The sequence below is a fragment of the Bacillus sp. FSL M7-0307 genome (assembly GCF_038627835.1).
Lineage (GTDB): Bacteria > Bacillota > Bacilli > Bacillales > Bacillaceae > Bacillus > Bacillus altitudinis.
This window is the reverse complement of record NZ_CP152023.1, coordinates 3,707,996-3,721,093: the sequence shown is the minus strand read 5'-3', so window position 1 is coordinate 3,721,093 and position 13,098 is coordinate 3,707,996. Positions and strand designations below refer to the sequence as shown.

11 protein-coding genes are annotated in these 13,098 nt (G+C 41.9%); 5 read left to right on the top strand and 6 right to left on the bottom strand.

The window, feature by feature from the left end:
• Positions 1 to 16: 16 nt before the first annotated feature.
• The 5 genes from MHI41_RS18985 to MHI41_RS18965 all read right to left on the bottom strand — a co-directional run bounded on the left by MHI41_RS18985 (position 17) and on the right by MHI41_RS18965 (position 6,147).
• Complete coding sequence (locus tag MHI41_RS18985) at positions 17 to 1,636, bottom strand: (2,3-dihydroxybenzoyl)adenylate synthase (protein WP_079919790.1); 1,620 nt, start codon at positions 1,634 to 1,636, stop codon at positions 17 to 19.
• 25 nt (positions 1,637 to 1,661) lie between these two features.
• Positions 1,662 to 2,843, bottom strand: a complete 1,182-nt coding sequence (gene dhbC / locus MHI41_RS18980) for an isochorismate synthase DhbC (RefSeq protein ID WP_342494425.1) — start codon at positions 2,841 to 2,843, stop codon at positions 1,662 to 1,664.
• Positions 2,844 to 2,869: 26 nt separating this feature from the next.
• On the bottom strand, positions 2,870 to 3,655 hold the full coding sequence (locus tag MHI41_RS18975) for a 2,3-dihydro-2,3-dihydroxybenzoate dehydrogenase (RefSeq protein WP_243824602.1): 786 nt from the start codon (positions 3,653 to 3,655) through the stop codon (positions 2,870 to 2,872).
• A gap of 7 nt (positions 3,656 to 3,662) precedes the next feature.
• The gene (locus MHI41_RS18970; RefSeq protein WP_281201124.1) at positions 3,663 to 4,544 is read right to left on the bottom strand and encodes an alpha/beta hydrolase-fold protein; all 882 of its coding nucleotides are present in this window, start codon (positions 4,542 to 4,544) and stop codon (positions 3,663 to 3,665) included.
• A gap of 745 nt (positions 4,545 to 5,289) precedes the next feature.
• Positions 5,290 to 6,147: a hypothetical protein gene (locus tag MHI41_RS18965; RefSeq protein ID WP_317328389.1), complete on the bottom strand. Its 858-nt coding sequence runs from the start codon at positions 6,145 to 6,147 to the stop codon at positions 5,290 to 5,292.
• Positions 6,148 to 6,256: 109 nt separating this feature from the next.
• On the opposite strand from MHI41_RS18965, the gene MHI41_RS18960 reads away from it, so the two are divergent.
• The 3 genes from MHI41_RS18960 to MHI41_RS18950 all read left to right on the top strand — a co-directional run bounded on the left by MHI41_RS18960 (position 6,257) and on the right by MHI41_RS18950 (position 9,406).
• A complete protein-coding gene (locus tag MHI41_RS18960; RefSeq protein WP_046526885.1) occupies positions 6,257 to 7,213 on the top strand; it encodes a DUF4885 family protein in 957 nt (318 codons plus the stop codon).
• Positions 7,214 to 7,495: 282 nt separating this feature from the next.
• Positions 7,496 to 8,860, top strand: coding sequence for a replicative DNA helicase (dnaB, locus tag MHI41_RS18955; protein WP_003214779.1), 1,365 nt, complete (start codon positions 7,496 to 7,498; stop codon positions 8,858 to 8,860).
• A gap of 132 nt (positions 8,861 to 8,992) precedes the next feature.
• The gene (locus MHI41_RS18950; RefSeq protein WP_017359894.1) at positions 8,993 to 9,406 is read left to right on the top strand and encodes a VOC family protein; all 414 of its coding nucleotides are present in this window, start codon (positions 8,993 to 8,995) and stop codon (positions 9,404 to 9,406) included.
• A gap of 232 nt (positions 9,407 to 9,638) precedes the next feature.
• Here MHI41_RS18950 and MHI41_RS18945 read toward each other — a convergent pair whose 3' ends face one another.
• Positions 9,639 to 10,844, bottom strand: a complete 1,206-nt coding sequence (locus tag MHI41_RS18945; protein WP_342494424.1) for a cytochrome P450 — start codon at positions 10,842 to 10,844, stop codon at positions 9,639 to 9,641.
• A gap of 116 nt (positions 10,845 to 10,960) precedes the next feature.
• Here MHI41_RS18945 and MHI41_RS18940 point away from each other — a divergent pair, with 116 nt between their 5' ends.
• A complete protein-coding gene (locus MHI41_RS18940) occupies positions 10,961 to 11,563 on the top strand; it encodes a TetR/AcrR family transcriptional regulator (protein WP_282833467.1) in 603 nt (200 codons plus the stop codon).
• A gap of 216 nt (positions 11,564 to 11,779) precedes the next feature.
• Positions 11,780 to 13,075: an adenylosuccinate synthase gene (locus MHI41_RS18935; protein ID WP_007497400.1), complete on the top strand. Its 1,296-nt coding sequence runs from the start codon at positions 11,780 to 11,782 to the stop codon at positions 13,073 to 13,075.
• Positions 13,076 to 13,098: the final 23 nt, after the last annotated feature.

Below are 13,098 nucleotides of genomic sequence, written 5' to 3'. Positions count from 1 at the left end.
TTTTCACTCCTCTTTTTTATACGTTGGCAGTATGGATTGCAGCTAATTCTCTTAATGCTTTTTTACTGATTTTGCCTACACCTGTTTGTGGGAACGCATCAATCCATTCAATGCGGTCAGGAATTTTATAGGCAGCGAGCCCGCGTTCTCTTAGAAATAACTTTAAGACATGCGGTGCTGGTTTGTTGTTTCCTTTCGCAATAACAAAGGCACATGAGCGTTCGCCAAGAAATGGATCTGGCATGGACACCATGGCGGCATCATGAATGTCAGGATGCGCAAGTAAATGGTTTTCAACTTCTTCAGCAGCAACCTTTTCGCCACCACGATTGATTTGATCCTTGTCTCTGCCTTCTACAACAACATTTCCTTCTTTGGTTAATCGCACGATGTCACCTGTTCTGTAGAAGCCATCTGGTGTAAATGCTTTTTTGTTTTGTTCATCGGCTTTATAGTAGCCGCGAATCGTATAAGGTCCTCTTGTTAAAAGGTGTCCAGCCACTTCATTTGGGACGGGCTTGTCCTCATCGTCTACCACTAGTACCTCATCATATTCAGACATCGGGCGTCCTTGTGTATGAATAATGACATGTTCAGGGTCATCCAATCTGGTATAGTTGACCAGACCTTCTGCCATGCCAAAAACTTGCTGTAACTTACACCCAAGGGCAGGCATCACTCGTTTTGCTGCCTCAGCACTTAATTTAGCACCACCGACTTGTAAGACCTCAAGACTCGATAAGTCATCTGATCGATGAGGAGCGGCTTCGAGCCAAATCAATGCAATTGGTGGAACGACAGCGGTAATGGTCGCTCGTTCTTTTTCAATGAGTGGAAAGACGACATCAGGGCTTGATCCTGGTGCAAGAACGACTCTTCCGCCTGCGTATAACGTCCCAAGGACGCCAGGCGAGCTTAATGGATAGTTGTGCGCAACCGGAAGTGTAGCTAGATACACACTATGTTGTGTGAGCTCGCACACCTCATTGCTTTTCCAAAGACTATAAATATAGTCATCATGTGTACGAGGTATGAGCTTAGAAAGGCCTGTGCTTCCTCCAGATAACTGAAGAAACGCAATGTCGCTTGCCTCTACATGTATTTGTGGATCGAGCGCTGGGTCCTTGCGCAAATCATCCAAGTCTAGGAATTCCTCAGCTTCTCCTGCAACAATGACATGAGGTAATGAGGGAAGCTTTTCTTTCACTTGACGTGCGAGTGATCGATAATCAAAGCCGCCATCGACATCTGGTATGACATATGCGTCTGCTTCGGCAAACTCAATAAAATAAGTGATTTCACTGCTTCTATGAGATGGCAGTGAGAAGACGGGTAAAGCACCGATTCGAAATAAAGCGAAAACGACTTCAAAAAAAGCAGGAATGTTAGGAAGCTGCACGACAACTCGACTTCCCTTTTGGATTCCAAGCTGATGAAAACCGGCGGCAAGACTGCTGACGCGCTCATCAAGTTCTTGATAGCTCATGTGTGTATCGGCGTATGTAATCGCTGTTTTATTCCCTAACGATACGGCGCGTTCACGAAGCATCCCGCTAAAGGTTTCTCCACGCCAACAGCCGTTTTCACGGTAGCGTTTTGCAAATTCTTCTGGCCATGTAGGTGGTTGAACAAACATGTCTTTTGTCATCTCCTATGTATTTTTATAGCTGATGGATGCCCATCGCATGAAGCATCGTGTTGAATTTTGCAGATGTTTCGGCTAGCTCTTCTTCTGCCTTTGATCCTTTGACCACTCCTGCACCAGCAAAGAGGCGAAGGGAGTGACCTTCAGCTTCTGCACAGCGAATGGTGACAATCCAATCTCCATCACCATTTGCATCTGCCCAACCGACCATTCCTGTGAAAAATCCTCGATCGAAGGGTTCAATCGCTTGAATGGCTTCACGTGCATCTGCTGTAGGTGTTCCGCATACTGCGGGTGTTGGATGGAGGCTAAGCGCTAAATCAATGGAGGACACATTGGAATCTGTTAATTCACCTTTGACCACAGTAGATAAATGCCACATCGTTTCTGTCTGTATGACGGATGGTGATGCAGGTACATCTAACGTATGACAGTAAGGAGCAAGCGCTTTAGTGACAGCATCGACAACTACTGCATGCTCGTGTAAATCCTTTGCAGAAGTAAGAAGTTCATCGTGACGACGCTGGTCTTCTACGGGGTCTGAACTGCGTGGCCGAGAACCAGCGAGTGGATTGGAAATCACAGATGAACCAGTTTTTGAAAGAAGCAGCTCAGGGCTTGCCCCAAGAAGTGTGCGCTTTTGGGAAGATTTCGGATCAGCTACATTTGCAGCAAATGTATAGCCATTCGTATTATGACGAGCCAGTCGTTCGAGTATTGTTTTCGTATGAATGTCTTGATTTGATTTGAGATGGAGAGATCGAGAAATGACGATTTTGCTAAGCTCTCCTTTTTCAATTTTAGCTAACCCTTCGTTCACACCATTCATGTAGACTTCAGGAGAAGGGACAGGTGTCACCTCATAGGATTGTGATGTCACTTCTGAATCCTCATCACCTTGATGAAATTCGAGTGGATCGCTAAACTGTACATGGACTGGCACATTTAAACGAACGGGTTGCGCCGGATCAAACGGAACAGCACCAGCAACAATCGGTGCTTGCATACCAGCTTGTTTGGCAGTCTCAAAAACATGGGCTACCTTTATGGATAGTTCATCGAGTTGATTGGTTTTAATATGCTGGAATATTCCCTCTGCAAGTAATGCTCGTTTAGGAGAAGCAAGGAAAAATGCGCCTGGCTGATAGTCTTGGATCAACTGTACTTTTTCTTCTGTCGACAATAATGAATGTTTCATGAAAAGGCCTCCTTTTTAATAAAATGCTAAATTCCGAGTGTTGCACCACCATCAATTGTGAGATTCTGCATCGTAATATGGCTGGATTGCTCAGATGCAAAGAAGATGACTGCATCAGCAATCTGTTGAGGGTCAGCGATTTTTTGTAAAGGAATACCGGTTTTATACGTCTCTAATGAACCTTTAATCACCTGATCTGCTCCTTGCTCATCAGTCCATAAAGCCCATTGCATAGGTGTTGCGGTAGAGCCGGGAGAGACGACGTTGCATCTGATGCCATAGGTAGCCAGCTCTAATCCAAGCGTTTTTGTAAAAGAAGTAGCTGCTGCTTTTGAAGCGGCATAGGCAGCCATATTCATTCTAGGAATGGCACCTGCGTTAGAACTGACAGTCACAATGACCCCTTCTGATCTTTTCATCATGTATTTGGAGACAGCTTGGGATATGTAAAAGAGACCATGTGTATTGACTGCGAAGGTTTGGTGCCAGTCATCTGTACTAATCTGATCAATCGAACTGATCCGAAGAATGCCTGCTACATTGACCAGTAAATAAATAGGGCCAAGCTGCTTTTCAATTTGATCGACAATGTGCTGAACAGATGCTTGATCGGTAATGTCACTTGGATAGGCAAAGGCACGTATGCCTTTATCATTCAACTTCTGCACGGTGCTTTGCAGCTGATCTTCATTTGTGTCAACTGCTGCAATGATCGCACCTTCATCGGCTAGTCTTTTGGCGACTGCTTGTCCAATACCTTGTCCTGCGCCTGTAATAAGGGCAATTTTATGAGACAGACCACTCTGTTTCATGTGTTCACTACCTTTCTTTCAAGTCTGTAGTTGTTAAAGGATCTTGATGATAAAATGCAAAACGAAAAGCGTCATTCATCAGCACCGGTAAAACAGACGTATGTCCTTCTTCAGGAAATTCGTGATAGGTCGTATGCAAGCCATACGAGGATAAAGGCAGCATACGATTGGCTAGAGACTTTGCATGAGCATTCATTTGACATGGATGATGTTTTTCTAACTCACCTACACCTACAAGTAGCCTTACATCCATAGGCACTTGACGGATGCGGTTGGTAAATTGGTGTTCTTTTTCTAGAAATAATTCTTTGTTCCAGTGGATAGATGGACTGCCCGCAATATATGTCTGATAAGCGTCAGGGTGCTCAAATAGTGTGTGTAATACAAAAAGCCCGCCAAGAGAATGGCCAAATAGTGTTTGACGACTCTGATTAATTGGAAAGCGCTGTTCAATGTATGGCTTAACCGTCTTTTCTAAAAAAGAAAAGAAAGCAGAGGCGCCGCCATATGTATGGATGGAGAAGTCCTTTCTTTTACCCCCAATGGAAACGTCAGGGCCGGTAAGAGTGAGATCATAATGCCTAAGCGGATGATAGGGCGCTTCTGTCTGATAGCCAATTCCAACAATAATAGCAGGTACGACACCTGTTTTTTCAGGTCTTCTTGACTGTAAACGGATGGCTTCGACCATTGTGCCAAAAAGTGAATTCCCATCAAGCACATACATGACTGGAAAACCAGTTTCGGGAGGAGTGGTATTCGGTTTAAATATAAAAAGTCTGTATGGGTGTGTTGTGATATCTAGTTGCTCCGTCCCATGTATAAAAAAAGGACGGCTTTCTCCAAAAAGTGAATCGTCAGTACCCATTCCTTCAGTGCGTTTGGCCATATGTGAAAAATCCCCTTTCTCAAATTGACCTCATAAGATGATAAAAGCAGGCTTGCGGATATTGGATGAGTGTAGTAATAAAAATTTAAATGAAAATGATTCTCAATTATCGCGCAAGCAAATCAAATGATAATGTTTATCAATTAGGAAGTCAAATGTTCATAAAGTTGTATAATCGATAATTTGATCTAAATATTCAGAAAATAAAGGACTAACTAACTACCAAATGATTGGAAATAGAGAATGCCGGATTGTGTCATTAAAACAGAGTAGAAATGCCAAAAAACCTTGACAGTCTCAAAACATTTACCATTTTCTTCTGTTTGAATCATGATTAAATATAGGTTTTTCTTCTTGAAATAATTTTGAGTAAAATAAGTCTATAGACCTTCTTGTATTTTTAGAAAAAAAGAGGTGGATTTTGGGGAAAGTTAGTGTTCTTAATTCACAACTTATTCAATATCATGCTTAAATTCATAGACAATTTTCTATGGAAGGCAAGATCGCAGGGAATGTAGGTAGAATGAAACCCCCATTAGGAAAACTGAGGGTAAATCTGCTTGTAAATCAGCCCAAGCTGAAAAATACGTTTACAGTGGAAGAATATCATGCAGTGAAGCAATCATGACAAGCACTGTAGAGTGACGAAATAACATATATCATCAAAAATGAGGCAATAAAAAAAGTAAGGGATATGCCCTTACTTTTTGATCAATTGGTGTACATATCTGTTAACATCATTCACTTAAAATCCATCTGTGACATCATATTCGTAACGGATATCGGCTTTGACATTGCTCATAGTAGATCTCGCCGTAGCTTTTGCGTTGTACTTAAAGCTCCATTTTTGAGCGACTCTTAATTGATCATCCAGAGATATACGATAAGAACCACTTGTTGCAGAGGAGAAAAGTGATTGATACCAAATGTTACTATCACTAGCCATTAGTTTGTGTGTGACATTCCCTTGGTTGGGTGTTTGAGTGCTAGTTGTCGTAATCGATTTGACAATTGCACTTTTAGGAATAGAAGAATTGTTCGTTAAATCCATTGTAATGACAGAAGAATCAACCCCTAAAAAATTTAAAGAAGAATTCCCCAAGTTTGTAGCCGTCCCCGTAAAATTGAATGTCCCATTTCCAGATTTGATACGATCTTGAATGGAAACAGAAAAATACATGTCTCCGGTATATGTACCACGGGTTACTTTCACAAAATAAGTTTCTGAAGTTGAAGTCACGTCACCAGTATTTGCAAAAATAAAGGGTGTGACTGAATCAGGATTAATTACTTCTGTTTTCGCATCAGAATATTTTGAGTTATAAACCTCGATTTTCATCCCAGTATATTGCTTATTATACGAACTTCTGACATAAACTCTTTCACCTTTATTGATCGTAAATTGATAATACGCTTCATTTTCACCTTCAGGTAAGATTGTCGTGTCTGAACGACTATTTTTCCAATATCCCATTGAACTTGCAGTGTTAGGACTGTTATTCCCCGTAATTACTGCTTCCGCTGACTTAGGTGCAAAAAAACTAGTAACAAGCGCCAATAATAATGCTGGTAATAATAAACGTTTAAAGATAGTATTTGTCATATATTAACCCTCCTTGTAATAATTACTATATCGACATTAAACTAACAAATTTTAACTGAATTGCCGATATATTTAATAATCACTATTTTCTTAAAAAAGGAGAATCAAAATGAATATTAATACGTCATATACAGCCAGTTCTTCGAACAATCTGAACCAAATAGATTCTAAAGGTCAATCAGCTATTAAAAGTACAAATGAAGTGATGACCGAATCTGATAGACGGATGAAAATATTAGATGAAAAATACGAAAAAATAAATGAACAAAACAAACGATTCAAAGATCCTCATGGTCATATATTTGATAAGTATCGAAATCCATACTCTCCTTATTTCAGAAGTGACCTAACCAAACCAGAAAGAGATGCTGCTTACTCTATGGAAATTGGTTGGGCTAACCATGGGAGAGGAGGGTATTATAATTTTAATGATGCCGCCTTCCGTAATGAAAATCGGTACGACCCTACCCAAGAAAGTGTAGAAAAGAAACTATTGAATCGTCAAAAGGTGAACGAACAACTGCAAGCTTTGTTTTCTACCAATGGTTTGAACATTCCTAAAAATGCTAATTTAACTTTTACCATTGACCCCAATCATTTTAAATTAGTGGTGAGTGGATCAACAGACGAAACCCTGGTCAAACAAATAGAGGACATATTGAATACGAGCAACAATACAAGAGAACTATTTTTTCATATTATGAAAAGTAGAAATGATGATTCGACTCAATTCACGCCGGATTCACTTGCAAAGTTCCACCTTGTCAATCAAATCAAAACGGTGACAGGCTACAATTTAAAAGATTTAAGCATTGTAAACGGTCAATTTGTAACGGATACCGGAGCGAATATTTTTGATATCTACAAAGAAGAACTTCTGAAAAACCCATACACAGCAGAAAATGCCCGTATTGCTGCATCACATTATGGTGCACAGCTCTTTGACTTAGCCAAAAACGGATATGATTCTATTCCCGATTTGGTGTTATCTATTGGGTATGAAAACGGGTCTTTATATGACATTGGACAAAAGGTGAATTACGGAGTTAAGAAAACGATAGATTAAAAAACGCACCTGATATTTTCAATATTTGATCATGTGCGTGTTCATGCCATGTTGGAGTATCGATCACATGTGTGAACAACAGCTACAAATTCCATTAGCGATACAAAGGACTCTATAACAATTTATGTTACAGAGTCTTTTCTATTTGAAGTGTGTTGTTTCGCTGTTCAACAAAACATCGACATGGTAATTTTGACTATAGTTGATGTTTTTCACTTTTTTATTGATGAAAATGTTAAAATGATGAGTAGCGTATTTTTTTATGAAAGGACGGTGCTTGGCATGACGGAACTTCTCGATGACCGGCTGCCGCCGCAAAATATAGAAGCCGAGCAGGCCGTATTAGGTGCTGTTTTTTTAGAACCATCTGCGCTAACGCTCGCTTCTGAAGTATTAATTCCAGAGGATTTCTATAGAATGTCGCATCAAAAGATTTACAATGCGATGCTTGTACTTGGTGATAGAGGGGAACCGGTTGACCTTGTCACGGTGACATCAGAACTTGCCAATACAGACTTACTAGAAGAGGTAGGCGGGATTTCGTATTTAACCGATATTGCGAACTCTGTCCCAACTGCCGCAAACATTGAATATTATGCAAAAATCGTGGAAGAAAAATCCATTTTAAGACGTCTGATCCGTACAGCGACAACCATTGCACAAGATGGATATACGCGTGAGGATGAAGTAGAAGATCTATTGAGTGATGCTGAAAAAACCATTATGGAAGTGGCTCAGCGTAAAAACTCAGGAGCTTTCCAAAACATTAAAGACGTTCTTGTTCAGACATATGATAATATTGAACAGCTTCATAATCGAAAAGGTGATATCACTGGGATTCCAACGGGTTTCTCAGAGCTTGACCGGATGACAGCTGGCTTCCAGCGAAATGACTTGATTATTGTAGCCGCTCGTCCGTCCGTAGGGAAAACAGCCTTCGCGTTAAATATTGCCCAAAACGTCGCGACCAAGACGGATGAAAGTGTCGCCATCTTTAGTTTAGAGATGGGTGCTGAGCAGCTGGTCATGCGTATGCTTTGTGCCGAGGGAAATATCAATGCACAAAACCTAAGAACCGGTAATCTCACAGAAGAGGACTGGGGTAAGCTGACAATGGCGATGGGTTCGCTATCAAACAGTGGGATTTTCATTGATGATACACCTGGCATTAGAGTCAGTGAAATTCGCTCGAAATGCCGCCGTTTGAAGCAAGAAAATGGGCTTGGTATGATCCTGATTGACTACTTACAGCTCATCCAAGGGAGTGGACGATCAAGCGATAACCGTCAGCAAGAGGTATCTGAAATTTCTAGGGCTTTAAAGTCACTAGCAAGAGAACTTGAAGTGCCGGTCATTGCCTTATCACAGCTTTCTCGTGGGGTAGAGCAGCGTCAGGACAAACGTCCGATGATGTCTGATATTCGTGAATCAGGAAGTATTGAGCAGGATGCCGATATTGTGGCGTTCCTTTATCGTGATGATTACTATGACAAAGAATCAGAGAATAAGAACATTATTGAAATTATTATTGCAAAACAGCGTAACGGTCCAGTTGGAACGGTGTCACTGGCTTTCGTGAAAGAATATAACAAATTCGTCAACTTAGAAAGAAGATTTGATGATGCGGGTGTTCCGCCCGGTGCTTAAAGCCCAGCTCAAGAAGCTGGGCTTTTTTTTGATCCATCTACATCGAAAGAATGACTGAAAAACAGTCGAAATGAGGAGGAGTGGGAGAAAAAGAGAGCGTATACTAAAGGGAGAGAAAAGGAGTGATGACTGATGAAGTTTCAACAATTCGAAGCCGCTCAATTACGCATCGCACGTCCGACCGTCAACATGAAAGAGGTTGTTTCTTTTTATGAAGAAGGTTTAGGGCTTAAACGAATAGGCTCATTTGATCAGCATGAAGGGTATGATGGTGTCATGCTTGGGCTTCCTCACCAGCATGTTCATCTGGAAATCACCAAACATGAAGAAGACGAAAGCTTGCCTGTTCCCCACCCAGAGCAGCTGCTTGTATTCTATATTCCGGATGAAGAGGAATTTCAGCAGATGAAAAAGAGACTGATCGCATTTGGCGGACGGCATGTCACCTCTACGAACCCGTACTGGGATCGAGGAGGCGTGACGATTGAAGATCCAGATGGATATCGAGTGGTGCTCATGAATACAGAAGGAATTACACCTGATTAAGAAAGACTCCCATCTAGTGGGAGTCCCAGCGTGTAGACAAACCCTCGCATTCGGTGTCAGTCCTGCGTGCTGGTGCTCACGAATGAAAAATTCGCTCCGCGCCAGTACTCGTCCTTCCTCGGGCTGCAAAGGTTTTCTATCACGCTGAAAAGAAGACAAAGGGCTAAAATAAAGTTCATTTTAGCCCTTTGTCAACAATCTGAGACTCCCATCTTGTGAGAGTCTCAGATTGTTAGGAACGAGGCGTGACACGGAGCTTCAGTTCTTTTAGTCCATACATACCGCTGCTTGTCATTGGGACGTAGGAGAGAAGCTCTAGTGATTCATATCGTGACTGTATGGCTTTGATGGCAGTGCATGCTTCCAGGCGAGCAAGTGGTGCGCCTAGGCAGAAATGAATGCCGTGGCCAAAGCCAATATGAGGATTAGGGTGCCGGTGTATATCGTACTCATGTGCGTTTGGAAATTGACGCTCATCCCGGTTCGCAGAAGCAAGAAAGACAATCACACTGTCTCCCTTTTTCAAGACTTTTCCTCCAAGTTCGGTGTCTTCTGTGACATACCGGACGATGGTAGGCGCAGGGGCACGAAAACGGACTGCCTCCTCCACAGCACGAGGAATGAGGTCAGGTGATTGAGCGAGCGCTTCATACGACCCCGGATTTTCTAACAAACTAAAGATCATATTGGAGATCAGGTTGGTGGTCGTTTCGTTGCCTGCTAACAGGAGAAGATTGCAGAAAGGAATTAATTCGTCTGCGGACAGCTTGTCTCCATCTTCCTCCGCTTGAATTAAAAGAGAAATCAAATCATCACTAAGGTTCTGCCGCTTCTCTTCAATGATGTCAGCAAAAAACGCCATCATGTCCGCTTCGCTTTGATCCCGTGTTTTCTGCCATTCAACGACATCTTTTTCATGTTCACTTATAGGCATGCTGACGAGAATATCGGACCATTCTTTAAAGGATTGTTTATGTTCTGTTGGCACACCTAAAAGCTCTGCAATGACTATGACAGGAAGCGGATAGGAGATGTCTTGAACAAGATCAATCTCTTCCTTACCTTCTATTTGTGCAATGAGATCATCCATTAACTCTTGAATGCGTGGTTCCCACAATTTCATCACCCGGGGTGTAAAGGCTTTGCTCACAATGGAACGGATTCGTGTATGTTTTGGCGGGTCCATCATGACCATTGTTTTCATCAGTGAATGTTTCCGGTGGTCTTGAGGAGGTTGACTAGAAAAGGTATCTTTATCGATGGTGACTCGCTTTGCTTCTTCATAGGTGAAGACACTCCATGTTTGGCTGTGTTCATCAAAATGAACAGGGGATTCTTGACGCATTTTGGCGTACCAATCAAATGGGTGATACGGGTCCTGCTTATTTTTCCCTCTTAATAACGCTTTCTGAACGGCACTAGGTGTTGTTGTTTCCATGATCATCACTCCTTATGGGTTGTCAGATGATTCCTTTTTTTCACTGTGTTAGATTTAAAGGTAATTCATCAGTAGAAAGGATTCAACCAACAGAAAGGCGAAATCTGTTGAAGAAAATGGGAAGGGGAGAGCGGCTTGTGGCGGACTGCTACAGAGGGGATAAGCGCGCAACTGAATCAAAGCAACAATTAAGAAAAGCGTTATTTCAGTTATTAAAGGAGAAGGAATGGGGGAAGATTTCTGTACAAGATTTGACGAACAAGGCAGGAATCCATCGCACCACCTTTTATCAGCATTATGAGGATAAGTTTGACCTAGCTCAGCAGGTCATGGATGAGATGTTTGATGTCATGAAAACCGCTATTTTTGCTCCTGTACATGAAAGTGAGTGGAAGAGCGATCATGCAGCATATGTGTATATTTACCGCTTTTATCAGCATTTGCAGGAACATGAAGAGGAGTATCAGATTCTCTTGAAAAGGGGAAGAGAGCTTAATATTCATCAGACGGCCAGTGCTTTTTTTGAAGAAAGCTTTACTTTGGGGCTAGAAGAAGTCACAGGTTCAACACCTGATCCACAACACGTTCCTCTCGAGATGCAGAAGCAATTTGTCATTTCTGCTTATGTTGGAACAGCTGAGTGGTGGCTGAGAAAAGGCAGACCATACTCACCCGACTTTATGGCAAGTTCGATGATTCAATTGATTGAAAATCACTGAACAAACGGAAATGAGAAAAACAGTAATTTTGATCGAAATCTTCTTGTTTAAGCGTAGAATGAGCAATTAAAGCGCTTTTCCTCACATGTAAAACGAACAAAATTTGATTTCGAGATATTAATGTTCGGATTTCACGTTGACTTTTTCATTGTGCATTGATAAAATAAATGTGTTTGAAAGAGATAACGTTTTGAAAGGTTAACGGAGGTGCACGATATGTCTTCAGTAGTCGTAGTAGGTACGCAGTGGGGTGACGAAGGGAAAGGGAAAATTACCGATTTCCTTTCAGAAAATGCAGAGGTGATTGCCCGTTATCAAGGGGGAAACAATGCAGGTCACACAATCAAATTTGATGGAGTGACTTACAAGCTACACCTCATTCCGTCCGGTATTTTTTACAAAGAGAAAACTTGTGTCATCGGTAATGGAATGGTGGTTGATCCTAAAGCGTTGGTCACTGAGCTTGCGTATCTTCACGAACGGAATGTGAGTACAGATAACCTCAGAATCAGCAATAGAGCCCATGTCATTCTGCCTTATCACTTAAAATTGGACGAGGTAGAAGAAGAGCGGAAAGGGGCTAACAAGATTGGTACGACGAAAAAAGGAATCGGACCAGCTTATATGGACAAAGCTGCCCGCGTCGGAATCCGTATCGCAGATTTATTAGATCGTGAAGTATTTGAAGAGAAGCTTGCACGTAATCTAGAAGAGAAAAATCGTCTTTTAGAGAAAATGTACGACACAGAAGGCTTCAAAATTGAAGATATTTTAGATGAGTATTATGAATATGGTCAGCAAGTGAAAAAATATGTCGTGGACACATCTGTTGTATTGAACGATGCTCTAGATGAAGGCCGCCGTGTTCTTTTTGAAGGGGCACAAGGCGTTATGCTTGATATCGATCAAGGGACATATCCGTTCGTGACGTCATCTAACCCAGTGGCTGGAGGCGTGACGATTGGTTCTGGTGTAGGTCCTACGAAAATTCAACATGTGGTCGGCGTATCAAAAGCTTACACAACTCGTGTAGGTGATGGCCCATTCCCGACAGAACTCCATGATGAAATTGGCGATCAAATCCGTGAAGTTGGCCGTGAATACGGTACGACAACTGGCCGCCCGCGCCGTGTTGGTTGGTTTGACAGTGTTGTTGTCCGTCATGCACGCCGTGTGAGTGGAATTACAGATTTATCTCTTAACTCCATTGATGTACTGACAGGGATTGAGAAATTGAAAATCTGTGTTGCTTATAAATTGAACGGAGAAATCACTGAAGAATTCCCAGCAAGTCTAAATGAATTAGCGAAATGTGAACCTGTCTACGAAGAAATGCCAGGTTGGACAGAGGATATTACAGGCGTGAAGAATTTAAGTGAACTGCCTGCAAATGCCCGTCATTACTTAGAGCGCATTTCACAATTAACAGGTATTCCACTTTCTATTTTCTCAGTCGGACCAGACCGTTCCCAAACGAACGTTGTCCGCAGCGTGTACCGTCCATCATTATAGACTGATCAGACACCAGTAAAATC

Excerpts from the sequence above, each read along its gene's own strand:
- MHI41_RS18975 (WP_243824602.1), bottom strand. The coding sequence starts at position 3,655 with ATGAAACAGAGTGGTCTGTCTCATAAAATTGCCCTTATTACAGGCGCA.
- MHI41_RS18945 (WP_342494424.1), bottom strand. The coding sequence starts at position 10,844 with ATGGAAACAACAACACCTAGTGCCGTTCAGAAAGCGTTATTAAGAGGG.
- MHI41_RS18970 (WP_281201124.1), bottom strand. The coding sequence starts at position 4,544 with ATGGCCAAACGCACTGAAGGAATGGGTACTGACGATTCACTTTTTGGA.
- MHI41_RS18985 (WP_079919790.1), bottom strand. The coding sequence starts at position 1,636 with ATGTTTGTTCAACCACCTACATGGCCAGAAGAATTTGCAAAACGCTAC.
- MHI41_RS18965 (WP_317328389.1), bottom strand. The coding sequence starts at position 6,147 with ATGACAAATACTATCTTTAAACGTTTATTATTACCAGCATTATTATTG.
- MHI41_RS18940 (WP_282833467.1), top strand. The coding sequence starts at position 10,961 with ATGGGAAGGGGAGAGCGGCTTGTGGCGGACTGCTACAGAGGGGATAAG.
- MHI41_RS18960 (WP_046526885.1), top strand. The coding sequence starts at position 6,257 with ATGAATATTAATACGTCATATACAGCCAGTTCTTCGAACAATCTGAAC.
- MHI41_RS18935 (WP_007497400.1), top strand. The coding sequence starts at position 11,780 with ATGTCTTCAGTAGTCGTAGTAGGTACGCAGTGGGGTGACGAAGGGAAA.
- dnaB (WP_003214779.1), top strand. The coding sequence starts at position 7,496 with ATGACGGAACTTCTCGATGACCGGCTGCCGCCGCAAAATATAGAAGCC.
- MHI41_RS18950 (WP_017359894.1), top strand. The coding sequence starts at position 8,993 with ATGAAGTTTCAACAATTCGAAGCCGCTCAATTACGCATCGCACGTCCG.
- dhbC (WP_342494425.1), bottom strand. The coding sequence starts at position 2,843 with ATGAAACATTCATTATTGTCGACAGAAGAAAAAGTACAGTTGATCCAA.